At 57.3% G+C, this 23,643-nt stretch carries 20 protein-coding genes; 9 read left to right on the top strand and 11 right to left on the bottom strand.

Annotated features, from left to right (window positions below; translation table 11 throughout):
* Positions 1 to 50 precede the first annotated feature (50 nt).
* The 4 genes from H6815_14270 to H6815_14255 are packed head-to-tail and all read left to right on the top strand — an operon-like array spanning position 51 to position 5,404.
* Positions 51 to 1,934: a hypothetical protein gene (locus H6815_14270; GenBank protein ID MCB9861606.1), complete on the top strand. Its 1,884-nt coding sequence runs from the start codon at positions 51 to 53 to the stop codon at positions 1,932 to 1,934.
* Positions 1,935 to 1,976: 42 nt separating this feature from the next.
* Entirely contained in the window at positions 1,977 to 2,297 is a 321-nt protein-coding gene (locus tag H6815_14265) for a DUF3817 domain-containing protein (GenBank protein ID MCB9861605.1), read from the top strand.
* Positions 2,294 to 4,999 (top strand): hypothetical protein, encoded by a 2,706-nt coding sequence (locus H6815_14260; protein ID MCB9861604.1) that lies wholly within the window; start codon positions 2,294 to 2,296, stop codon positions 4,997 to 4,999. The genes H6815_14265 and H6815_14260 overlap by 4 nt, the downstream gene beginning before the upstream one ends.
* A gap of 21 nt (positions 5,000 to 5,020) precedes the next feature.
* A complete protein-coding gene (locus tag H6815_14255; GenBank protein ID MCB9861603.1) occupies positions 5,021 to 5,404 on the top strand; it encodes a VOC family protein in 384 nt (127 codons plus the stop codon).
* A gap of 7 nt (positions 5,405 to 5,411) precedes the next feature.
* Here the strand turns inward: H6815_14255 and H6815_14250 are convergent, their stop codons facing one another.
* The 3 genes from H6815_14250 to H6815_14240 all read right to left on the bottom strand — a co-directional run bounded on the left by H6815_14250 (position 5,412) and on the right by H6815_14240 (position 8,810).
* Entirely contained in the window at positions 5,412 to 6,485 is a 1,074-nt protein-coding gene (locus H6815_14250; GenBank protein MCB9861602.1) for a ChaN family lipoprotein, read from the bottom strand.
* A gap of 91 nt (positions 6,486 to 6,576) precedes the next feature.
* Entirely contained in the window at positions 6,577 to 7,245 is a 669-nt protein-coding gene (locus tag H6815_14245) for an OmpA family protein (protein ID MCB9861601.1), read from the bottom strand.
* Positions 7,246 to 7,433: 188 nt separating this feature from the next.
* Positions 7,434 to 8,810 carry a prepilin peptidase gene (locus H6815_14240; GenBank protein MCB9861600.1) on the bottom strand — a complete coding sequence of 459 codons (1,377 nt, stop codon included), beginning with the start codon at positions 8,808 to 8,810 and terminating at the stop codon, positions 7,434 to 7,436.
* Positions 8,811 to 9,073: 263 nt separating this feature from the next.
* Between H6815_14240 and H6815_14235 the strand changes: the two genes are divergently transcribed.
* Positions 9,074 to 9,511: a VOC family protein gene (locus H6815_14235; protein MCB9861599.1), complete on the top strand. Its 438-nt coding sequence runs from the start codon at positions 9,074 to 9,076 to the stop codon at positions 9,509 to 9,511.
* Between the two features lie 125 nt (positions 9,512 to 9,636).
* Positions 9,637 to 10,335 (top strand): hypothetical protein, encoded by a 699-nt coding sequence (locus H6815_14230; GenBank protein ID MCB9861598.1) that lies wholly within the window; start codon positions 9,637 to 9,639, stop codon positions 10,333 to 10,335.
* Between the two features lie 13 nt (positions 10,336 to 10,348).
* Here the strand turns inward: H6815_14230 and H6815_14225 are convergent, their stop codons facing one another.
* On the bottom strand, positions 10,349 to 11,206 hold the full coding sequence (locus tag H6815_14225; protein MCB9861597.1) for a tetratricopeptide repeat protein: 858 nt from the start codon (positions 11,204 to 11,206) through the stop codon (positions 10,349 to 10,351).
* Between the two features lie 55 nt (positions 11,207 to 11,261).
* Positions 11,262 to 11,870 carry a dual specificity protein phosphatase family protein gene (locus H6815_14220; GenBank protein ID MCB9861596.1) on the bottom strand — a complete coding sequence of 203 codons (609 nt, stop codon included), beginning with the start codon at positions 11,868 to 11,870 and terminating at the stop codon, positions 11,262 to 11,264.
* 88 nt (positions 11,871 to 11,958) lie between these two features.
* On the opposite strand from H6815_14220, the gene H6815_14215 reads away from it, so the two are divergent.
* Positions 11,959 to 13,023 carry a leucine-rich repeat domain-containing protein gene (locus tag H6815_14215; protein ID MCB9861595.1) on the top strand — a complete coding sequence of 355 codons (1,065 nt, stop codon included), beginning with the start codon at positions 11,959 to 11,961 and terminating at the stop codon, positions 13,021 to 13,023.
* A gap of 142 nt (positions 13,024 to 13,165) precedes the next feature.
* Here the strand turns inward: H6815_14215 and H6815_14210 are convergent, their stop codons facing one another.
* Positions 13,166 to 13,978: a hypothetical protein gene (locus H6815_14210; GenBank protein MCB9861594.1), complete on the bottom strand. Its 813-nt coding sequence runs from the start codon at positions 13,976 to 13,978 to the stop codon at positions 13,166 to 13,168.
* 898 nt (positions 13,979 to 14,876) lie between these two features.
* On the opposite strand from H6815_14210, the gene H6815_14205 reads away from it, so the two are divergent.
* Both H6815_14205 and H6815_14200 read left to right on the top strand, forming a co-directional pair.
* Positions 14,877 to 18,875 carry a leucine-rich repeat domain-containing protein gene (locus H6815_14205; GenBank protein ID MCB9861593.1) on the top strand — a complete coding sequence of 1,333 codons (3,999 nt, stop codon included), beginning with the start codon at positions 14,877 to 14,879 and terminating at the stop codon, positions 18,873 to 18,875.
* Between the two features lie 134 nt (positions 18,876 to 19,009).
* On the top strand, positions 19,010 to 19,681 hold the full coding sequence (locus H6815_14200) for a hypothetical protein (protein MCB9861592.1): 672 nt from the start codon (positions 19,010 to 19,012) through the stop codon (positions 19,679 to 19,681).
* A gap of 96 nt (positions 19,682 to 19,777) precedes the next feature.
* On the opposite strand, the gene xseB is transcribed toward H6815_14200, so the two are convergent.
* From xseB to nbaC, 5 genes are all read right to left on the bottom strand, one after another.
* Positions 19,778 to 20,029: an exodeoxyribonuclease VII small subunit gene (gene xseB / locus H6815_14195; GenBank protein ID MCB9861591.1), complete on the bottom strand. Its 252-nt coding sequence runs from the start codon at positions 20,027 to 20,029 to the stop codon at positions 19,778 to 19,780.
* Positions 20,030 to 20,061: 32 nt separating this feature from the next.
* Positions 20,062 to 21,027: a hypothetical protein gene (locus H6815_14190; GenBank protein MCB9861590.1), complete on the bottom strand. Its 966-nt coding sequence runs from the start codon at positions 21,025 to 21,027 to the stop codon at positions 20,062 to 20,064.
* A 99-nt stretch (positions 21,028 to 21,126) separates the two neighbouring features.
* A complete protein-coding gene (locus H6815_14185) occupies positions 21,127 to 22,230 on the bottom strand; it encodes an amidohydrolase (protein MCB9861589.1) in 1,104 nt (367 codons plus the stop codon).
* A 121-nt stretch (positions 22,231 to 22,351) separates the two neighbouring features.
* Positions 22,352 to 22,960, bottom strand: coding sequence for a class I SAM-dependent methyltransferase (locus H6815_14180; protein MCB9861588.1), 609 nt, complete (start codon positions 22,958 to 22,960; stop codon positions 22,352 to 22,354).
* Between the two features lie 63 nt (positions 22,961 to 23,023).
* Positions 23,024 to 23,593, bottom strand: a complete 570-nt coding sequence (nbaC, locus tag H6815_14175) for a 3-hydroxyanthranilate 3,4-dioxygenase (GenBank protein ID MCB9861587.1) — start codon at positions 23,591 to 23,593, stop codon at positions 23,024 to 23,026.
* Between the last annotated feature and the right edge of the window lie 50 nt (positions 23,594 to 23,643).

Here is a 23,643-nt window from a genome sequence, read left to right as displayed (position 1 = left end):
TTCGGTTACAATGAGTCTCGTTCTCGTCATGTACCAGTAAGGAGTGATCCATGCAGATTCGTGCGATGTGTGTGACAGGGTGTGCTCTTATGTTGAGCGGTACGTGCTTTGGTCAGGATGCGACGCTCTCGATCGATGCGACGGATCTACCCCGATTGCTCCTTCGATCGGAGATGACGATCGAGGTGCCCGCGTTCGAGGCAGCCGATGGCACCGTCTCACTGTGGTATCCCAAGTGGGTGCCGGGCTCGCACGCGCCGGGCGGCCCCATTGAGAATCTCGCCGGGTTGTGGTTCGAGGACGACAACGGGAACACGCTCGACTGGAAACGCGCGCCGGGCGAGGTGTGCCTGTTCATGGTGAGCGTACCCGAGAGTCTCCGCACGCTGCACGTTCGCATGCGATACATCACGAATCAGCCGAACACGAACTCGCGCGGGCTCGACTCGTGGGGCTCGGAATCCATCGGCATGATCAGTCCGAACACGGTCCTGCTGTACCCCGAGTGGGCGAGCGGCCTTGACTGGACGGTCGAATCGTCGGTGAGGCTTCCCGATGACTGGGTGCTCTCGTCAGCGCTCGAGGTTGAGAGCGAGGATGCCGGGCAAATGAAGTTTGAGACAGTCAGCGTGATGCGTCTCGTTGATACGCCGATGATGGCCGGTCGACATCGCAAGATCTACGACATTCACGATGGTGATGGGTTTGCGCCGCATCGTCTGCACGTGTTCAGCGAAGTTGAATCCGCTGTTGAGATCAATGAGGATGTGCTCAAAAACTTTGAGAATATGGCAGCCGAATCGGAAGCGCTATTTGGCACAGCACCGTTCCCGTCGATGGATATTCTGCTCGCGACGTCCGACGTGCTCCCACGCAACGGACTGGAGCACCTGCGCACCACGTTCAACATCATCCCGCTCAATCGACTGGATGATCCGGATGATCTGACCGGATGGGACAGGATGCTGGTTCCGCATGAGTACTGCCACGCATGGTGTGGTAAGTATCGCAGGCCTGCTGGCATGGCGACCAACGATTTTCACACACCGAAGGACACGGATCTGCTCTGGGTGTACGAGGGATTGACGCAATACCTCGGTGAGTTGCTTGAGGTTCGATCCGGCATGATGGATGAGGATGAGTTCCGCTGGATGATAAGCCAGCGTCTGCGATCAGAAAAACTTCAGCAGGGGCGCGACTGGCGTTCGCTCTACGACACGTGCGCCGCATCGCACATCTTGCGTGGTGGGAGCGCATCGTGGAGTGATCTGCGCAGAAGTCAGGACTACTACGCCGAGGGCGCACTCATATGGCTCGAAGCGGATGCCATCATTCGCAAGGGGACAAAGAACGAGAAGACACTCGATGACTTCATCAAGGATTTTCTTGGCTCAGATGCGCCCACAGACAATCCAAATCCGTATCTGCGAGGCGATGTCGTGACTGCGCTGAACAAGGTGTACAAGCACGACTGGGATGCGTTCATTGCTGAACGTGTCGATCGTTCGGGAACGCGTGGTCCGTTATCTGTTGCGAAGGAGATCGGATACACGATCGAGTACACCAATGAGCCGCCTCGCGGACCGAACAACGCACGCACCGATTCACTCGACGCGCGCGATGCGATCGGTGCTCGAATCTCAAGTGATGGCACGGTGCGCACAGTGCTGCTCGGCACACCTGCGGACGAAGCGGGGCTTGCACCAGGCATGAAGATCATCGGGATCGACGGGTTCACGTGGAGCCGTCAGCGGTTTGTCGATGCGATCGAAGCAAGTGCTGTCGATGGCGAGATCAATCTGCTCACTGTTAGTGGTGATCGTCTGGTTGATACGACCATTGCGTACGACGGTGGTCCTCGGTACATGACATTGGTGCGGGACAACGCAGCGACCGACGTGCTCGCGGACATCGCAAAGTCGCAGGCGAAGTAAGCTCCAATCGATTCGAACCGTTACTCACACAAGGAAATGTGGATGGCTGTCAATACGTCGTTCCTGCACAAACTCCGTATCTTCTCGATGATCGAGGGCATCTCGACCATCCTGCTGATGGGTGTAGCTGTGCCACTCAAGTACATGGCAGATATGCCGATCGGTGTCAAGATCATGGGGCCGATCCATGGTGCGCTGTTCGTTGCGCTGGTGATCTTCTTTATCCGTGGAAAGACGGTCATCCCGCTCACCCAGAACATGGCAATCGCAGGCATTGTTGGCGCGATCTTCCCGTTCGGGCCGTTCGTCGTGGACCGCTGGCTCAAGCGGGTTGGCGTATCGTCATCCGGAGAACCGACATGAAACTGCGCAGTGGGTGTGTTGCAGTTGTGTTGTGCGTGTCATCAGTCTGCGCGCAGCACGCGCCAGCACCGACATCAGACGCGATCTGGATCGAGGGCGAGGACGCGACAACAAAGAACGTCACGCAGCACTCGTGGTACAACTCCGTCACAACAGACGTGCTCTCTGGTACCCGCTGGCTGTCACACTTCGATGAAAACAAGGAAGGCACCGCCTCGTACACATTCGATGTGCAGGTCGAGGACGAGTACACGTTCTGGCTGCGCGCCAATCCGGTTGCGTCGAAGCTCTCGGTCAGGCTCGACGATAGGACAGAGTGGGTACCGATCGACTTTGGCGATGATCTTCGCGGAAGAACAAACATCGCGGCAGATGGGAAGCCGGACCTGCGATTCATCGCGTGGATCAACGCGGGTACGATGTATCTGTCGCAGGGCAGTCACACGCTGACATTCCGCATGCATTCTACTGCACAGCACCACGGCGCGATCGACTGCTTCGTGCTGACGCGCATCCCGTTCGTGCCCAGTGGTGTGACAAAGCCGCAAATTCGTGTTGCGCCACCGGAACCGGACGAGTGGTTCCCGGTAGTGATGGGGGATGACACCCTCTCTGATGAGTCCATCATCGACATGAGTGGGCTGATCGATGCGCCAGCAGGCAAGCACGGATTCCTGCATCGCATGGGTTCTGATCTACAGTTTGCATACGGGGATGGCCCTGTGAAGTTCTGGGGTGTGAATGCGCATCCAATGGGGCGCACGCACGAGGAGATGTCGCACGCTGCGCGCTGGCTCCGCAAGCATGGGATCAACATCGTGCGCCAGCACACGGTCATCGATGCGGTCGGTGTGTTTCGACCCGATGGCACGCTCAATCCGGCGCGGCTTGACCGGTACGACCGATGGTTTGCTGCACTGAAGGAGCAGGGGATCTACACGACGTGGTCCGTCGTGTACCCGCATCACGGTGCGTTCCTGCAGAAGGGTGACATCGACGATGCGCTCTTCGCCGAACTCGATAAGCTCGACCAACAACGAGACGGGAATCGTCAGCCGATCGTCTCCAACGACTTCATCAATCTGGATAGAAGCATTCAGGACGCAGCGTGGAATTACTTTGATGTGATGCTCAACCACGAGAACCCGTACACGGGTTTGAAGTACAAGGACGATCCCGCGCTTGCGATGGTCGAGATCCAGAACGAGAGCAACGTGTTCTTCTTTACACTCAACGTGCTCTCCGATCCGAACAACGCGCCAATCTTGTCGAAGATGATGCGGACGCGCTTCTTCGACTTTATCAAAGACAAATACGAGCTGAAGCGGAATGTTGACGCCGCGTGGAACCATCAGTGGCAGCCCAACGACGACTGGGATAACGGCGAACTCGCGCTGCAGGGCGCGCACCACTGGGGAGAGGACGGCCCAAAGTATGAGTACACGGGGCAACTCCAGCGCACAGCGGACTACATCGAGTTTCTTGCGTCGATCCAGCGCGAGTACTTCGATCGGCGTATCGCGCAACTGCGCGCGGCGGGGTTTCGTGGTGTGACTGTGACAACCGCGTGGAAGTCGGGCGGGCCAGCCGCGAGTCTTGCAAATCTATATTGCGACGTTGCTGCTGACTGTATCGATCGGCACAACTATTTCGGTGGTGGCGTCGGGCAGCACATCATCGACGAGGGACCGGTTTACCTGAATACGCATCTCGATAAGCCGGGGCGTGGGTTGCTTGCGGTTGGTATGTTCCAGGTGTACGACCGTGCGTTCGCATACTCCGAATGGACAAACATGCCACCGAACCCGTGGCGAGCGGAAACAGCACCGCTCGTCGCGTTCTATGGGTTCGGTTTGCAGGGTTGGGACGCGAGCTATCACTTCGTGCTCGACACCGCGCGCATGGGTGATGGCTGGCCGGGCGGGCGCAAGTACGCCACGCAGACACCGCACTACATCGGGCAGTTCCCCGCGATCGCATTCGCGCTCTACAACAAGCACATACAGGAAGGCGATGTTGTTGCGCTACGCGAGGCAACCTACTCCAAGATCTTCTCGGGCAAGGACTCGCTTGGACAATCGCTCTCGGGAGGCGGCTTTGATGCGAAGGAGCTAACGGGGTCACTGACGACAAAGCCCGAAGCGCTTGCGATGGGCAAAGTCGCAATCACATTCGGCATGGAGAGTGCAATCGAGCTTGATGCAGACCAGTTCCACGACGCAGCATCACAAACGATTACGTCGAACACGGGCGAACTCGTCTGGCATTATGGAGATCGCGTGGTGGAGGTACGCACGCCAAAGACGCAGGGCATCATTGGGTTTGCGGGCAGACAGGACTGGACACTCCCGTCAGTAGACGCGCACGTAGAGACACAATATGTATCGCTGCTGTTCACGCCACTGGACAATCTTGATCTTGTCGAGTCGAAGCACATCCTGATCACCGCGATGGCTCGCGACAAGCAGACCGGCACAGAGTATTCCAGTGATCTGAAAACACTCACAAAGATGGGGCAGCCACCACTCCTCATGCAGCCGGTACAAGCGACACTGAAGATCCATGGCAGCACGCCGACACATGTTCGACCCGTCGATTTCTTTGGCGTGCCACGCGACGAGCAGATTCCTATTGCGAGTGATGGCACATTCACAATCAATGGTCGATGGCAGACGTACTACTACGAGGTTCGCAGGAACTGACCATGTATCATGGAGTCAAAGATGTCAGCACAAAGTCCAACATTTGTCTCTGTCGCACCAGTGCTTCCGTCGAAGGATGTACCCGCATTGATTCGGTTCTATATCGACAAGCTCGGATTCACACTGCGATTTCAGGATAATACCGGGGATGTGCGGTATGCTGGCGTTTCAAGAGACAGCGTGATGCTGCACCTGCAATGGCACAATCCCGATGAATGGGATCGTGTGGAGCGTCCCATGCTTCGGTTCCACATCGATGGTGTCGAAGCGCTGTTCGATGAGTACAAGGACAAGGATGTGTTCCACGAGCACACCGCGCTGCGCGATACGCCGTGGGGAACTCGGGAGTTCGCCTTTTACGATGCGCACGGCAACGGGCTGACATTCTTCGTCAACACAGATTGACTGGCTTTTATTGCGCCGGCTGGGTGTAGATCACAAAGTCAGCGCGATCCTCGTCGTCCGGCTGGAGCGTGAATCTTCCCTCATCCTGTGTTGCGGGATCCCATCTGCGCAGACTCACGGTCATGATCTTCGCGCCCGGCTTTCGGTACTGGAGTTCCTGCACGGTGCCTCCACGGAAGTCGGAGTGGAACTGCCCGACGAGATGGATGACGCGCACCGATCCGGTATTTAGTGCATTCGCGATAGACCCAGCCATGGTTGCGTCCATCAGAAGCTGGCTCTTGAACATACCGAGGATACTTTCGTCGGTCATGCCGGGATGGACACCATGCGGTGTCTCGACATCTTCGACGGGGTCGCCCTCGGCGCGTCCAGCCATCACCTGCCAGAAGTTCTCGCGGTATGTGCCTGTCAGAATCTCGTGCGGCAGATCAAAGTTTACCCGCTGCGCATCGGTTAGCGCGTTCAGCGCGTCGTATCCCTCGCGATTTGCCAGTCGTGTGTAGAGTGCCCACGGCGTGTTTGCGCCGATGATGCGTGCGTTGTTTTCCTTTGCAGCGTTGATGATCGGCAGGTAGTTGTTCATCCAGTCGGGCCAGCCGAACGCGTTCATCTTCTCGACAAACTCGTCCTTTGGCATCTCACCCGAGAGGAACGCCTGTGTGTTGCGATGCCACGCGGTCGAGGCGGTGCGTTCGATGAACTGGTCCTGCGTGATCATGCCCGCGAGATAGTCGTCGATGGTTGCTTGCTCGTTGCGGTCGAGCATCTCCATCGAGAGCGCGGTGCCCTCGTGCCTCGTCATCATGTCCTCGACAATCGCGAGTTGCACGCGGTGTCCGAACGCGTCGTCGTGCAGTTCGCCAAGCACGATCACATCTGCATCGGCGAGCGCATTGAGCATGTGATCCCACGACATGCGTGCTCCGTTCTCGCCGTGGAAGATCGGAGCGCTGTGGCGGGGCTGGTATGTTGCAAGCTGCTCGACCGCGATATCTTCTGCGCTTGGTCCGTGGATGGCACAGCCTGTCAGAGAGAGCGCAACAGCAGCAAGAGCAACACTTGAGAGGATGGGCTTCACAACAACCTGCTTTCCGGAAAACGAACACACAACCAAAGAAAAACGGCCCGACACGCAATTCGCGTCGAGCCGTATTCTAGACGAAATCAGATCACTGCGCGATGACGATCTCGACGCGGCGTGAGTCCTTCTTGGTCGCCTTTGGCGCTGCCGGGCCGAACCCGGAGAAGTAGACGCGATCGCCCTTGAGGCCACGGGAAACAAGATATTTCTCGACTGCCAGTGCGCGCTCGCCCGAGAGTTGCTCGTTCGAGGTCCACTTACTCTTCTTGATCGGGTCTGAGTCTGTGTACCCCTCGATGCGAACCAGGCTGCCTGGGTATCGCGACTGGATGCTCGAAGCGATGCGATCGAGCGACTGCTTCGCTGCATTGCGCAGATCGACCTTGCCCGAGTCGAACAGGATGTCACCCTCGACGGTCAGCACGATGCCTTCGCTCGTGACGCGCGTGCTTACGCCTTCGATGCCCTCGAACCCGTAGTTGATCTGTGGTGGCTGTTGCACGATGGTCGATGCGCGATTGCGCTCGAACTCAAGGTTCTGGCGCAGTTGATCGTTCTCTGATGATGAAGCCGCGTAGCGAGCTTCTGCTTCAGCAAGCTGCCCACGCGTGGAGTCGAGCTCCTGACGCAACTCGAACGCTTCACTCACAGCAGCGTCATACTGATTCTTTGAGACAGAACTGCAACCAGTCAGACCGACTCCGATACCTGCAAGGCCAAGTGCAACGACAATGCGACGCGATGGAAAACTCGACATGGGTGTGGACTCCAGATAATCAATCGCTCGGATATGAGCGCAGGTCAGAAGTGCTGAGTTTAGCCTGTCTGTGCGGAAAGTACGAAGACTGTCAGCATATTTGACAATGCTTGGAAAACAGTGTGGAAAAACCTGCCTGTCAACACCGTGTGGATAAGTTGTCACGAGCGATATGGCAGCAGATTGGTTTACGGCAGATTGACGGGATTTCCCGCGAGTGCAGACAGCAGATACTCGATCGGGTGTCGAAACAGCATCGCAAGCACAACAGCGACCGCGAGATACGGTCCGAACGGCATTGCCTTGGGGAACTTGTTCCCGCCGATCAACGTGATGATCCGCCAGCCGAGCCCGACGAATGACGCAAGAAACGGTGCGAGCGAGGCGTCAACGAACCCAACAACCGCGCCGACACCCGCCATCAGATGGACATCGCCGAGCCCCATCGCCTCCTTGCCAAAGCCGAGCGTGCCGAAGATCCGGATCGCCCACACCACGCCGCCACCGATCAGAAAACCCATCAATGAACCCGCAAACACACGTAGCCAGAGTGGGGGCGCAGATGTGAGGTTCATAGCTTCGATCAGCCAGCCGCCAGCGACAAAGAGACCGAGACACGGTGCAAGGAACAGCAGTTCGCGGAGAACCTCCCGCCGCGCATATGGATACTGGATCCACATGTCCGCGGGCATCTCGTCGTTTTCGTTGTTTGTCTCTTTCTCTTGTTCCCCATCAATAGTTTCAGATGAAGCGGATGCGTTCTCGCCAGGTTCTGGCGTTGCTGCTGATTGCGTTTGCTCGGCTTTGTGCTTTGCGATGTGCTCTTCTTCCCACTGCTCATAGTCGTGGAAGCTGCATTTGAGCAACCCGAAGTGCAACAGCAGGTTTCCGATGATGAGTCCGATGCCTGCGCCGATGCTTGCACCAATCCACCACCAGCCCTCGGGGATCGGGATCGCCCAGCCACCCATCGGCTGAGTGTGTCCAAAGCCCGCGACGTACCCCTTGTGTGAAATCCACGCTGCGTGTAGCGGATGGATGATGAGTCCAAGGATCGCGGGGATCGCCGAGAGTTGCAACGGGATCATGAATGTCTTGGCATCGACAAGGAACATGCCTGTGAGCGCGCCGAGCATCAGCAGCATGAGCATGAATGTCGGCCAGGTGTGGAAACCGCTGCGCGCTTCGATCGTCCACTCGGGCTTGAGCAGACCGATGGGAACGCCGAGCCACACCGCGTCGCGCGGGATCATGTACCACACAACATAGTACACACCGAAGAGCAGCGCGACGCACGCTTCAACGATCGGATACTCCGGGCTGATCGGGTTCTTGCAATATCTGCACTTGCCGCGAAGAAACAGCCAGCCGAACACGGGGATGTTGTCGCGCCACGCGAGCTTCGTGTTGCATTTCGGGCAGCGCGACGGTGGCGTGACGATCGAGAGCCCGAGCGGCATCCGGTACGCGACAACATTGAGCAGCGACCCGACGCACCCGCCGAACGCGAGCACGAATAGCAGGTAGAGAAGCTCGGGCATCATCTGGTAGAACCACTGTGGCATCTTTGAAATTGGGCTCTGGGAGGTGGTGTTGGGTGGGATTGGTACACGGGAAACGCTCCCGGATGTTCTGGATCATCGGCGAATCGGGGAGTGTGGCATGATTGATGGGATGGGCTTCCAGCCAGCCTGCGGCCCATTGCGGTGTATTATCACAGTACCGGGTTGTCGCGTCATTCGCGAAACCCATCATGTGCAGATATCGTGCGAACTGCATCTTGCTGATGATGCTGGGTTATTGCCGTGTGACAGGCAGAGGATACACGTTGACTGTCAAACGTATGGACAATGTCGGTATTGTGGTGGAGGACATCGATGCCGCTGTTGCGTTCTTCACTGAACTCGGCCTTGAACTCGAAGGGCGCGCCCCGATCGAAGGGGCTTGGGCTGATGACGTGACCGGACTGCGGGACATGCGTGTCGAGATTGCCATGATGCGTACGCCGGATGGTCACAGCCGCCTCGAGTTGTCCCGATTCCTCGCGCCGCCTGTGGTCGCCGATCACCGTGTTGCTCCTGTCAATACCCTTGGCTACCTGCGCGTCATGTTCACCGTGGAGGATATCGACGACACACTCGCTCGGCTCAGCAAGCGTGGTGCGGTGCTCGTTGGTAACGTCGCACAGTATCAGGAAGTGTACCGACTTTGCTACATCCGAGGCCCCGAGGGAGTGCTCATCGGACTTGCGCAAGAGCTCAAATAGGCTGGCATCAAACAACAGCATGCAATAGACGACGCTTTGCCTGCTCTTTCCCTCCCCTGAAATCTGATAGAGACATCGGCCAATATGATCACATGGATCGTGTAGAGCAATCCCGGAGTGTGACGATGCCAACCGGATTCACATGGAAGCAGCGTTTCTTTGGCAAACGGACCCCTTTGGGCGAGTTCGACACTGCGCTTGGGTGGCGGTTTCGGTGCCCGCGCTGCGGACGCACAGCAGACGCGGGGAGGGCCGGCGCGGTGAGGCGCTGTGCCACATCCAATACCAAGCGCGTGCCGGGCTGGTGCACCAGTTGTCACCGGCTCGTGCTGTCGTATCTTGAGCGCGTCCCGGTTGATACGAAGACCAATCACCGCGCAAGCAGCGATACCGATCAGGAGCAGACATGGCGCGAGGCCCTCACGTATGTTGACGAGGGCGTGCTCACCGGCGCGGACATCGCGATGATCGTGCATTCGCACGCGCCAGAGGACCGCAAGCGCGAGATGCTCGCACAGATTGCAAGCGGCGCGATGACGATCGATGATGCATCGAAGGTGCTTACAGTCTCACCATCGTCCGGTGCCCATCCTGATGAGGTTGACAGAACGTGGGCCGAGGTGGTTGCGTATGTGAGCGAGCGGACGATGTCCGTCGAGGATGCGCTGCTTGTCATGATGTCGTCATCGCCGGAACCGCGCAAGCGCGAGATCGCTGCGATGCGCGCTGAAGCTCGGATCGGTTCAGATGATCCGCTCGCCTTACTTGGTGATGACTCACAAGAGTCACTAGATAACGAGAGGTACAAGCTGCCTTTGTCATGATTACACATACGTGTCAAGGTGTGTTTTCACATATGGTCTGATACCAGCCTTCGATTGTCCCTCGGTGGGGGTGATCTTCCGGATATACACGAGCAGCCATCGCGTGTGCTTCTTCGATGATCGGCCTCGCTTTGTGGGGCTGATCAATCACAAGGTATATTGATGCAAGACTCGAAAGGCAGTTTGCGATGTCGGGATGGTCTCCCGCGTACAATCGTCTCTGCATTGCGAGCGCTTCCTCAAAGATCTGTATACTTTCATCAGCGCGGTGAAGGTATGAGATTGCGTGTGCGCGGTTCGCCAGATTCTTTGCGACAGCTTCGTGATCACCATAGCCGAGTCGCTGCATCATCTCGTGCGCCGCAACATAGTCGGTCTCAGCCTGCTCAAGTTGTCCCAGTTGTGCCTTGAGAAAACCGCATCGCATCAGCGCCATAACCGATGCCTCGTCTTCTTTCGGCTGGACACGCTGACGCATGGAATACGCACGATCCTGCACGGAGAGGGCTGCCTCTATATCTCCCCGCGATTCCTTCACGCGGGACAGATCGTCGAGCACGGTTGCGATATCCGCGTGTTCTTGACTATGTATTGTTTCGTACATTGCAACTGCCCGCATGAAGAGGGATTCCGCTTCGCTGTGCTTGCCTGCGAGTTCCTTGCTGACGCCGCTGTCGTCGAGCATGTGTGCAGTGTCCTCAGTATCTCCAGGGACAAGCCGAAGCCGCATTGCCAGTGCCTGCTCCCAATACTCTTCGTTTGCTGTAAAGTCACCGCGATCAACAGCTTCCTCGCTCAGCGCGATGAGATGCTCGATCGCTTCGAGGGAGTCAGTTCGTTCGTTCTGTTCGTTGGGTTCGTTCTCAGACATATGTTGCAGCAAGGTTATGCTGCTGGCTTGGCTCTTACGCGCCGGCCCGCATTTCCTACTTATCGTCTTCGATCGGCTCGTACACACTCTCGCGCCCGAGGAGTCGATCGAGCGAACTCGGCGGCTGGCCGGCACGCTGCGCGCGGAAGATCGCATCGCGCTCCGAGAGCCTCTTGTACTTGATGAGGTACGCGGTCCAGATCGTGCGTGCGCGCCCGCCCGAGGCGCAGTGCAGCAGCACATTGCCTTGAGCGCGATCGAGTACCTCGGCCAAGCGATCAACATCCTCCGGGTCGTACCCAGGTTCCTCATCGACCCCGCCGCCCAGTGGAATGTGGATGTACTGCATGCCTGCGTTTGTCACGATGTCGGCTTCGTCGAAGGGAACACGCTCGTCCATCTCGCTTTGTGTTCGGAAGTTGATGACCGTTGTCACGCCCTCGCTCGGAAGCGTTTGGATCGTGGTCTCGTCGGGCTGTGCAGCGAAGAGCAGATTGCCATCGCGGTGCAGGTGGGGCGGATCGATGTCGGGGATGTTCTCTGCTGAGTTATCTTTCGTGATGTTTGCTTCGTGGCTTTGCGCGCAGCCGGTCAGCGTGAGCGGCGCGATGAAAAATGCACCCAGCCAGAGTGCGCACAACGAAGTCTGAATCCTGCGCGGCATTGGCATTCTCCTGATCGGAACGAAGCGGAACCGAAGCAGGGTAGACTTGCCACGGATGACGTGTTGGGACATAGAATCATCTCACACGATGACTGACACACGCAGCAAAGAGATACAGGAAGAGCATGTCCAGCGCATTGTGCGCGACACGGTCAGCCGCGCGAGAAAAGAACAGTGGACACATCTTGCATTTCTGAGTCCAAATAGTGTAAGTCCGAACGGTACAAGTTCGGCTGGAAGCAGTAACGACAATCAGGCGAAGTGGCGCGAAACACTGCTCGGGCAGGGCTGGCCCGACCATTGCATCGTGGACATGAATGTGGTCCCTGATATCAACATCATCACGATGGACCTGTGCGATCTCCCTCATCTGGTGGCGCTGCATCTCAGGGGCAACTCGGTCTGCGCCGATGGAGCAGCGCAGGTTGCGCGACTTACGAACCTCAGGTCGCTCGACCTCGGAGGCAACACGATCGGCGCGGATGGTGCAAAGCATCTTGGCGGGCTGACTCATCTGGAAACGCTCGACCTCGGAAGCAACTGGATCGGTGATGAGGGAGCAGCACACCTGTCGCGTCTGACGAATCTGACAACGCTCAACCTCAGAGACAACTCGATCAGTGAAGCAGGGGCGGAATACTTAGCGCGCCTGACCAAGCTGACGAAGCTCGATCTTCGGAACAACTCGATCGGCGACGCTGGTGCGCACCACCTGTCACAACTTGCGAACCTCACAGAACTCGATCTCGGCGGCAATGCCATCGGCAATGACGGCGCACAGTCTCTGTCGCAGCTTGCCAACCTGCTGACGCTCGATCTTGTGAGCAACTGTGTAGGCGACGATGGCGCGGAGCATCTGTCAGGCCTGAAGAATCTGCGGACGCTCAACCTCGCGAACAACTCGATCGGTAACGCGGGGGCGGAGCATCTGTCGCGCATGACCGGTGTGCGTGAGCTTCACCTCGGGGGGAACCTGGTCGGTGATACAGGTGCTGAGTACCTGTCACGCCTGACCAGCCTGCGAACGCTTGATCTCAGTTACAACAGGATCGGCGATGCAGGGACTGAGCGTCTTTCGCACCTTGCCAAACGTACAGCGATCAATCTCAGTGACAACAGCAGCATCACCTCGTTGCCACGCGCAGAACAATAACAGCCTCACTAAGCGTTGCTGGGATTGTGGGTGCCACTGGTATCTTGCGCAGCACGTACCAGTGTGTCGCCGATGTGTCGTTCGTTCAGTTTGTTGCGTTGTGACAAAGCAGCGGCATCTGGCCAGTTGCGCACCAACTCAACTAGCGCCGGCGACGCACAGAACCTATTGCGATCAGTCCGGCAAAGCCCATCGCAGATGTCAGCGGCATGGGGATGGCGTTTGCGCCCGAGTCAAAGATCAGATTGACATCCATGTTTGAGCCATCGTTCTGAACACGGAACAGCGTTGTCGGTATGTAACTGAACGGCGCGAAGGGACCCATGTTAAAGACGGACAGATCGACATCGTCGCCGAGAATGTTGTCGCCGTCACCATCAAAGATGCCACCTTTATAGAATCCCATCTCGCCAAAGCCGTCGACAGTCCACGCGCCACCGATTGCCTGCTGAATGGCAATATTGTTGACATGCGATGAGTCGTCGTAGCCAAAGCCGAACACATCAACACCGTTGGCTGCATTGGGAACTTCTATCACGAATCTTGCATACTCGACGATACCATTGACGATGTTCATTCGTGCGACACCTTCAAAGCCGGACAGCTGTGCAGTGCCAGCGTGCAGGAACGGCCCCTGCCCGCCGGTCAGGTTGTTTCCCATGACCGAGTTGCCCATGAGTGCCCCGTTTGAAAACGAGAACTCCCACGAGCCGGTGAAGTTGAGTCCGCCGCCCGCGCTGACACTTGCCAGTTGTGTGCCGGTGCCATTTGCGCCCGAGTAGAACGAGACCTCAAACCCGGTCATATCGAAGTTGAGCTGGCTGTATGGATCAGCCGAGGCGACCGCGGTCAGCGCGAGTGCGATTGCTCCAGCAGCGCAGCGCGTGCGAGCAGTTCCGGAGCGGGTCTTCTCTGAACAGTTCTGCCCTGAACAGGTCATAGATGCAACATACATTTGGGCCTCCTGACTGGCGATACGCGGGCGGCCAGCGTGGTGCCGCTGTGGTTGTTTGGAACTCCGCGCATCTTCCGTGATGGCAGGCGGACTGGCATGATACCGAAATGGCTGCGCCAGATGGGCTTGAATCGCCTCGCTACCCGAATTGATGGGAAATGGGTGACGGTGTGCATGCAATGTGGAAAACCTGTGGAGTATCGAGCGCTTTTCGGACCGATTCGGCTCCGTCGGTGCAGCAATCGTCCGCAGGGATGGGGCCGGGGTTCATCGATGGGCTGGTGCAACAGTCCGAGCGGATCGTGTGCATGGTGCTATTGGTATCTTGCGCAGCACGTACGAGTGCAGTGGGGTGCAGTATGTGATTGAAGCTACGCAACTGTCGGGTGCCGTGGTCGCGCGTGCGTGACCATGATGGTCTGGTCGAGAGAATCTGGTGCCACTGGTATCTTGCGCAGCACGTACGAGTGCAGTGGGGTGCTGTGTGTCATTGAAACCGCGCAAGCGCTGCGCGTGGATGTTTCATTGCGTCAGAACGCAAATTAGCACCGCGATAACGACCCAAACGGACGCACGGTGTGCGGGATAACTCGAATTGTTGCTCCAAACTGTCGACCGTTTGCTCCAGACTGTCGAGAGTTTGAAGCGGAGCGTCGACGGTTTGAAGCAACCTGTCGACGGTCTGGGGTTGCGGGTCGACGGTGTGCTCTGAAGTGTCGAGGGTATGGAGCGTAGTGTCGACCGTTTGCTCTGGCGTGTCGGCCCGTTGATCCGGATGATCGAGGTTTCAAAGCCAGCAGCATGCAATAGAAAAAAGCGTGTTCACCCTTCTCGGTCGTATCTCATATGAGAGAATCTCCCTATGACATCGATCGCCATGCTCGTGTAGAATTGCGCGATGGCTGCAAAGGATCGTAACGAAACACCGGTAGAGCGGACCCGTCGCATCGTGCGCGAGACGATCGAGCGCGCGAGGGCAGAAGAGTGGACACACCTTGCGTTCGTGCCCCCGGAGGTATGGAACCCTAACCACCAGCGCGACTATCGAGATGAGCTGCGAGAGCATGGTTGGCCACAGCAGTGCATTGTGGACGTGGATGTGCCACTCGATACCGATAGTATCAAAGGCCTGTGTGATCTTCGGTGCCTGACCACGCTTGATCTCGGGTTTAGCTCGATCGGCGTCGAGGGCGCTCGGCACCTCGCACAGCTCACTAATCTGACGCGACTGAACCTTGAGGGTAACTCGATCGGCGACGAGGGCGCTCGGCACCTCGCACAGCTCACTAATCTGACGCGACTGAACCTTGAGGGTAACTCGATCGGCGACGAGGGCGCTCGGCACCTCGCGCAGCTCACCAGTCTGGCGACACTACACCTCGGGCACAACTCGGTCGGCCCGGATGGCGCAGGGCACCTCGCACAGCTCACTAGTCTGGCGACGCTACATCTCGGGCACAACTCGATTGGCCCGGATGGCGCTCGGCACCTCGCACAGCTCACCAATCTCACAACTCTTGAACTTGGGGCCAACTCGGTCGGCGACGATGGCGCTCGGCACCTCGCGCGGCTCACCAGTCTGGCGAAGCTCGACCTTGGGGGCAACTCGATCGGCGACGATGGCGCTCGGTACCTCGCGCAGCTCACCAGTCTGGAAACGCTGTACCTCGAGGGCAACTCGATCGGCGACGATGGCGCTCGGCACCTCGCGCAGCTCACCAGTCTGGTGACGCTCGACCTCGGGGGCAACTCGATCAGCGACGATGGCGCTCGGCACATCGCGCAGCTCGCCAGTCTGGCGAGACTGTACCTCGAGCGCAACTCGGTTGGCAACAAGGGGGCTCGGCACCTCGCACAGCTCACCAAAATGGCTACGCTGTACCTCGGGGGTAACTCGGTTGGCGACGAGGGGGCTCGACACCTCGCACAGCTCACCAATCTGGCGACGCTCGACCTCCAGAGCAACTCGGTTGGCAACAAGGGGGCTCAGCACCTCGCGCAGCTCACCAACCTGGCGACGCTCAACCTCGGGGACAACTCGGTCGGCCCGGATGGCGCTGGTTACCTCGCACAGCTCACCAATCTGGCAACGCTCGACCTCGGGGGGAACTCGATCGGCGACGAGGGCGCTCGGCACCTCGCACATCTCTCCAATCTGACGAGCCTGAACCTCGTGGACAACTCGATCGGCGACGAGGGCGCTCGGCATATCGCACAGCTCTCCAATCTGACGAGCCTGAACCTCGTGCACAATTCGATCGGCGACGAGGGCGCTCGGCATATCGCACAACTCACGAATCTGGCGTCGCTCGACCTCGAGCGCAACTCGGTTGGTGACGAGGGTGCGGAGCACCTCGCGCAACTCACCAATCTGGCGACGTTGTACCTCGGGGACAACTCGGTTGGCGACGAGGGTACGGGGCACCTCGCCAAGCTCATTCATCTGACAACGCTGGACCTCTCGGGTAACAGCATCACTTCGTTGCCACACGAGTTTGGGCGACTGAAACGTCTTCGACAGTTCTCTCTGCACAATAATCCGCTTACGCCCGAACTTGCGCGTGTAGTGGAAACGCATCAATCCCTGCTTAGCTATATCCGCGGCCTTGGTGATGGTGACCCCTCACACAGCGTTCGTTTCGACGAGGCGAAGCTGCTGCTCGTTGGTTCTGGCGACGTTGGAAAGACATGGCTGCTGCAGGCACTGCAAGGGAAGGTTCCAAAGAATAAAGGATCGACAAAGGGCATTGAGATCGCGCGTGAACGTCTTAATCTGCCGCATCCGACTCCAACAGATGATGAGCCCGAACGCATGATCCATTTCAACTGCTGGGACTTTGGTGGGCAGGAGCATTACCAGATCACACATCAGATCTTCTTCTCGCGCAAAGCGGTCTACCTGCTTGTGTGGAAGCCACGGCCGCACCTTGATGCCGATCTGACAGAGCGGCTAGAGCGAATCCATCTCAGTGCTGGCCCAACTGCGCGAGTCCTTATCGTGTCGACGCACGCGGATGAGAATGTACCTGCAAATATTGGTTGGGATGCGCTGAAGCAGCGATTTGGTGATTTGCTGTACGGCGAAGGCAGCTATGCGGTCAGCAGCAAGGATGGACCAGACGGCAAGGGTATTGCCGAACTCAGCGATGCAATTGCGCAAGCCGCATCGGAGCTTGAAGATATGGACACTCCATATCCATCGCGATGGATCGAGGCCTCAAGGCGAGTACGCGAGCAGGACAAGCCGTATCTCTCACTCTCTGAGTTTGCAGATGTGTGCGAGAGCGCAGAAGTGGAAGCAGATGATGTCGGTCTTGTTGCCAGTGTCATGGATGATCTTGGGCAGGTTACGTATTTCGAGCAGGCGGCCGATGAGACGCCGGAAGACACGCACAACATTGTCATCCTTCGTCCCGAGTGGCTCGCCCAGGCTGTGACGTTCGTGCTTGAGGATGAACATACGAGCAAGAAGTCCGGCAGACTTGAGCACAAGCGTCTCAAGCATATCTGGAAGAAAAGCAAAGAGACCGGTTGCCCCGGCTATCCAACGCAACTCCATCCATTGTTCCTCTGGTTGATGTGGCGATTTGACATTGCCTATCCAATGGCAGGAGAAGGTGAACGAATCAGCCTCGTTCCAGAAATGATCCAGCGCAACCAACCCGACAACTTGTACTGGAAGCCATCCGACACACCTGCCCAACGGCAAGCAGTGATCATCTGCTCAATGCGTGAAGATGCACCAGCCGGTATGGTTCCGGCCATGACAGCTGCTATTCATCCACACCGGGCACCAGATGCTCCACAACAAGGCGCAGAGGCGCTGGACAGCAACTGGCGAAATGGCTTCTTTCTTTGCACAGCCAAGCGTGGTCAGGCGTTCGCTGAGTTGGTTGATCGGGAGTTTCGCTTTACAGTGCGTGATGAATATCCGGCGTGTCTTGCTCGCAGCCTTCGCGGTACACTTGCGCAACTCATCAAAGAGCGATGGCCCAATCTTAAGCACAACTTTACAGTCCCGTGCATGCACCGCGGCGATGCCGACAATCCTTGCGAGAATGCTTTCCGATATGAATATGTGGAAGAAAAGCGAAATCAGGTAATAGAGTGCCAGGCGTGTGAGAACACAATGTATGCAAATGCACTGCTCGAAGGCTTTGATCCGGGTAAGGCGGAGATTGAGCGGAAACTTCGAGAAATACAACTGAGCCAGCTATTGCTTCTGAAGGGACAAAGGGAACTTCGTGATGGCCAGATTGCTCTGATGAACCAGTCATTGCATCTGTTCCGAGATATGATGGATCCATACAACCAGATTGTGCGTAGAGCACCGTCGTTGCTCACCATCTTGCCACCGGAGGGAAGTGGAGGCTGGAACATCGCAAGGCGAGTTATGTACAAGTCCATGCACATTTGCTGTTGGTGTGAACATAAGGATGGACCACATCCGATCCATCCCATTGGTATGTGTGAACCACCAAACTTCGATATTGATGTGCCAAAGAACTGGCTTGTCCGAGCAGCACCATATATCTCGTGGGCAACAATGCTTGTCAAGGCGTTTATCCCAATAGGCACTGGCGCTGTCAGGGTTGGTCTTGAAGATTACGTCAGCGAACAGCTCGATAAGAGTCTCGATCTGATAGATGCGGTAGGGGACGCACTGCCTAATAGCAAAATAGATCTAGGTGAAGTTGAACATCTGCCGAGTAGTCACGCTGTACGGCCCGAAATCAACAGCCTCGAATATATCCAAGAGATACTCATGAAAAACGTCCCACCCTCGCCGAATCGCTGGGGTGGTTTGCGTTGTGTGCTAACCAAATCCGGCCAATATGCGTGGCTTTGTCCACAGCACGCAGCTATGGAGCATCCGCCAGCACTTCGACAACTGTAAAGGCTTATATACTTTACGCAAAACTTTGAATTGCGGAGAGTTGCACTTCATCTCCGTAACGAAACATCCGATCCTCTCCACAATCCCGCCATCGGTGCGGGTGTGTTACATATACACATAGTGGAGACGACACCATGTCAACCTTACCAGGAACCATCGTTGGCGACATCGAATGGTTCGAGCAGCGCGTCGGCGCATGGGCGGAAAACCCGATTGGCATCGGGCTCACCGCTGGGCAAGTCACCGAGATCACAACAGAAACAACACAAGCCCGCACCGCATACGACGCAGCGCAGGCAGCAAAGACCGCCGCGAAGAACGCGACTGTCACCCAGAACACGCAGGTCTCCGAGATGCGCAGTCTCGGCGGACAACTTATTACTGTCATCCGCGCCTTCGCACAGACCCAGCCCGACCCCAATGCTGTCTACACGCTGGCGTCCGTGCCACCGAAGCAGGAACCAACATCCGTTCCGCCGGTGACACCGACAGATATTGACTTTGATTTGACAAACAACGGCGAGATATCACTGAAATGGAAAGGTTCGACCACTGGCGGCACCGTGTTCTCGATCTCGCGCAGTGTGCAGACCGAGCCGGGCCAGCCGTTCGGTCCCTTTGAGCAGATCGGGCTCACCGGCACGCGCGCATTCATCGATGGCACGATTCCTTCATGCACCATCGCAGCGCAGTACACCGTCCGCGCATACAAGGGCGCGTTCCCGCCCGCAGCCTCAAAGATTACAACCGTCCGCTTTGTTCCCAGTGGCAATGGGGATACAACGCAGCTGCGCGTTGCTGCGTAATATGTTTCATTGAGAACAAACAAGCACACCCGTAGGGAAGTCCCTGCGGGTGTTGTTCTTTCGTGTGGATGTTATATTAGAAACGAGCTGGCGTAGTTAATCATCATCTTCATTTGCGCTTTCGTGCTGCTTCTTGATTTCTTCGAAGCGCTGTTCGGCAAACCCGAGCAGTTCCTTGCACCGGCTGACAAGCTGCACGCCACGGTTGTACTGATCGATCGAGTGGTTGATCGAGACAACCTCGGACTCCATCGACTGCACAACGTCTTCGAGCTCGGCCATTGCCTGCTCGAAGCTCATGTCCTTCGGATCGAGCGTGTCTGCTGGTTTGGTGGACTTCTTCGCCATGATGGATCATAGTCTCGATGACGAAACAGACATCACGGCTTTGCGTCCGGCTTGACTCGCTCGACCGTCATCGCGATGTCGGTATCTGTTGTTGTGTCGATCGGTGTACCACCCATGTCCATCGACATGTCGACAGCGTTCTTCATGTTTAGCTTCGATGCGATCGGCAGGAACGTCGCTGTGGCGAACTCTGATTCAGCCGATCCGGATCCCGTCATCTTGTTCAGTTTCATCGTCGTGCCGGGAGGGAGTTGCGGGAGCGTGACGTTCTGCGATGCAGCAGTCTGATCGTACGAGATGCGTAGTTTGAAGCTGTCCTTCGTGCGATTGAGCAGTTCGTACGTGGACGCGACCTCAACGGTCATACTGTTGATGGTCGCTCGGGTGATGACCTTCCACTTTGCGCCCACGCCGATCGGCTGGTCAGGGAGTGGCACCATCATCTGTGTGAGTGACTGCCTCATCGCTTCCATCTGCTGCTGCATGGTTGGATCGAACCCGGGCGGGTACGCAATCTCGACCTTCGTGACGATCCCGCGTGTATTCGATGTGGTCCGCAGTTTCATTCCCTTCATGGACCTGAACGGTCCTTCGAACATCGGCGTCATCTCGTGGTTTGGGTCTGATGTGATGTCGACGTAGACCGTTTCGATCTCGTAGGTCTCGTTGTCAATCTGCCGAATCGCGGTCGTGTCCATCAGCATTGTCATCTTCGGCATGTCCATTGGCATCGACATGCCGTTCGACATTGCAGTCTCGCCGGTCATCTCCATAATCATCTGGAGATGCTCGGTCTGATTGAGTGACGGGCTCATCCGGAGCTCTTCGCGCGGTGCTTTGCCGGGTGAGATAAGTTCGATCTCGGGCGCTGGGAGGTCCTGCTTCTCGGCTGGCGCATCCGTTTCGATCTGAGCGAGCACAGGCGCGGTGATACCAAAGCAAGCAAGAAGGAGTGCGAGAGTTGTTGTCATGCGGGTCATGGGGGTCATGCGGTTCATTGATCTGTTCTCCGGTGAAAGTTGATTGGTGTTATGCTCTTGTTCCTGCAGAAGTTCATGTGGTTCCACATTTGAACAAGGAATAGTGACGGGAAAACCTCATACGCGTGCAGGTGAAAGGGCAGCAGGCAGCGCGTACTTCGCTGCGTCAAGCTGCAGGAACTCGACCGCTGTGCCCGCGAGCAGGCGCTGCTTGGTCTGGTCGGTCAGGTCGTACATCGAGTCGATAATCGCGCCGGGTTTTTCCTCGCCGAGCGGGAACGGATAGTCGCTGCCCAGCGCGACGCGGCGTTCGTCCATCAGCGCGATGAGATACCGCAGCGCGTTGCGCGAGTGGACAAGCGAGTCCACAAAGAACTGCGCTGGCTTGCCCGGCTCTGCAAGATACGACCACGGATTGTGTGACGAGTCGATCGCGACGAGGTCAGGTCGGCAGTTCCACCCGTGCTCAATGCGCCCGATCGTGTACGGGAACGAGCCACCACCGTGCGCGAACATCACGCGGAGCTTGGGGAATCGCTCGAACACGCCGCCGAAGATCATGGAGCACACCGCGCGCGCAGTCTCTGCGGGCATGCCGACCAGCCACGGCAGCCAGTACTTGCCCATGTCCTCCTCGCCCATCATGTCCCACGGATGCACGAAGATGGCTGCGCCGAGTTTCTCAGCCGTCTCAAAGACGGGAAGCAATGCGGGCTCTGATAAGTTCCAGTCGGCGGAACGTGGCTGCTCGATATGGCTGCCGATCTCGATGCCGACAAGCCCGAGATCGTTGATGCAGCGTTCGAGTTCCTTGCACGCAAGCTGCGGATCCTGCATAGGAAGCGTACCGAGCCCGACAAAGCGCTTTGGATGCTCGCGGCAGATCTCCGCGATATGGTCGTTGAGGTACATGCTCAGTTCGAGCGTGTGCTGAGGCTGCGCCCAGTACGAGAACATGACCGGTACAGTCGAGAGCACCTGGATGTCAACGCCGAGGGCGTCGCATTCTGAGAGACGCACAGCGTGATCGAAGCAGTTTGGTTTGACGTATCTGAACTTGTCGCCGTCGATAACGAGTTGCGCGCCGTTGCAGCAGCCGTTCTCGTCGTACTGTTTCATCATGCGCAGGAAGCGACCGTATCCGTACTTCTCACCGAGGTCCGGCCAGTCCGGCGGGAGGATGTGCGTGTGGACATCGATCTTGAAAAAGTGTGGAGGCACGTCGATCTCACTGCATTCGGGACGATGGGGCAGGGAACACCGAAAGCGTATGCCGCGAGTGCGAGCGTCGATAGAAACAGCAGCCCATACGCTGAGTTGTGGTTTGAAGGCTGAACGTCGCTCAGTTCAGTGGCTTTCGTGCAACAAGCTGCACAACTGAGGCATCGCCCGAATGGTGCTTGCCCTCGATGACATTACGCACCAGCGACGCGCTGTGCTCAATGGTAAGCCCTTCAAGTTCATTGATGATGGACTCAACTGATGCGAGCATCGAGGGATCCTTGGGGCCGCCCGTGTCGCGCTCGATCTGGTCCGGCGCGTACGCCTCAAGCACGAACACACCGCCCGGTCGAAGCCATGACCTGATGCTTTGCAGGACCGAGGTGCGCAGCGCTTCGGGGAGATGGGCAAAGATCGATGTGATGGCATCGAACGAGCATTCCGCAGGATGGTACTCTGCAAGGTCAACTGTCTGTGTGTGCAGAGATAAGCCTCGTTGCTCTGCGAGTTGTCGTGCTACGCGCATACCGACCTCGCTCTGATCGACCGCGAGCACATCGAGTCCGAGTGATGCGAGAAAGACCGCGTTGCGTCCCTGACCAGCTGCGATATCGAGAGCTGTGCCCGATGAAGGAAACACAGACCGCATCGACGCAAGAAACGCGTTCGGTGCGTCTCCGTATGTCAACTCATCTTCAGCGTACCGCTCGTTCCAGAACTCTTTCGACATGCAACCAGCGTAGGCTGCTCAGGCAACAGTGAACGCGAGATGTGTATAGTGGATCGGTGCGTATCAGGAAAGTGTGAACTCGCCGGCGCGCTGGATAACGTGATTGCAGTTCTTGCACGTGCGACGGTCTTCAGGGCCGCCCCAGAAGTCCTCCATGATCACACCAAGATCCTCGTCGATCTTCTTCAGTTCCCATCGTGCTTCGTGGACGAGATGATCACACTCGGGGCAGTACCAGCGCAAGCCGTCCTTCTGCGGCTTGCCATCGGCATCGAATCCGCGCGGGAACTCGACAATCAGGCCGACAGTGTCAGCGGGGCGCTGCGGACGATGCGGCACCCAGCGCGGGAGCAGAAACATCTCGCCCTCTTTCACGACAACGTCGTAGGGATCGGATCCGTCAAGCGGGCGAACGCGCACAGCGATGTCACCTTTGACCTGATAGAAGAGTTCTTCGGTTGGGTTCACGTGATAGTCGTTGCGCGTGTTTGGGCCGCCCGAGACGAACACGATCACGTCTTCAGACTCTGTGAAGAGCTGCTTGTTCGAGACCGGCGGCTTGAGATCGTGCTTGTTGTCCTCGATCCACTTGGCAAAGTTCAGCTTCGGATATGTCGTTGTGGTGGGGGCCATGGGTTCCTCCAGCGTTCATGCGTTGCAGGTACACGGCTGCAACTGGAAAA

The organism is Phycisphaeraceae bacterium (assembly GCA_020639155.1).
Lineage (GTDB): Bacteria > Planctomycetota > Phycisphaerae > Phycisphaerales > UBA1924 > JACKHF01.
This window is presented reverse-complemented; position numbering and strand designations above follow the sequence as displayed.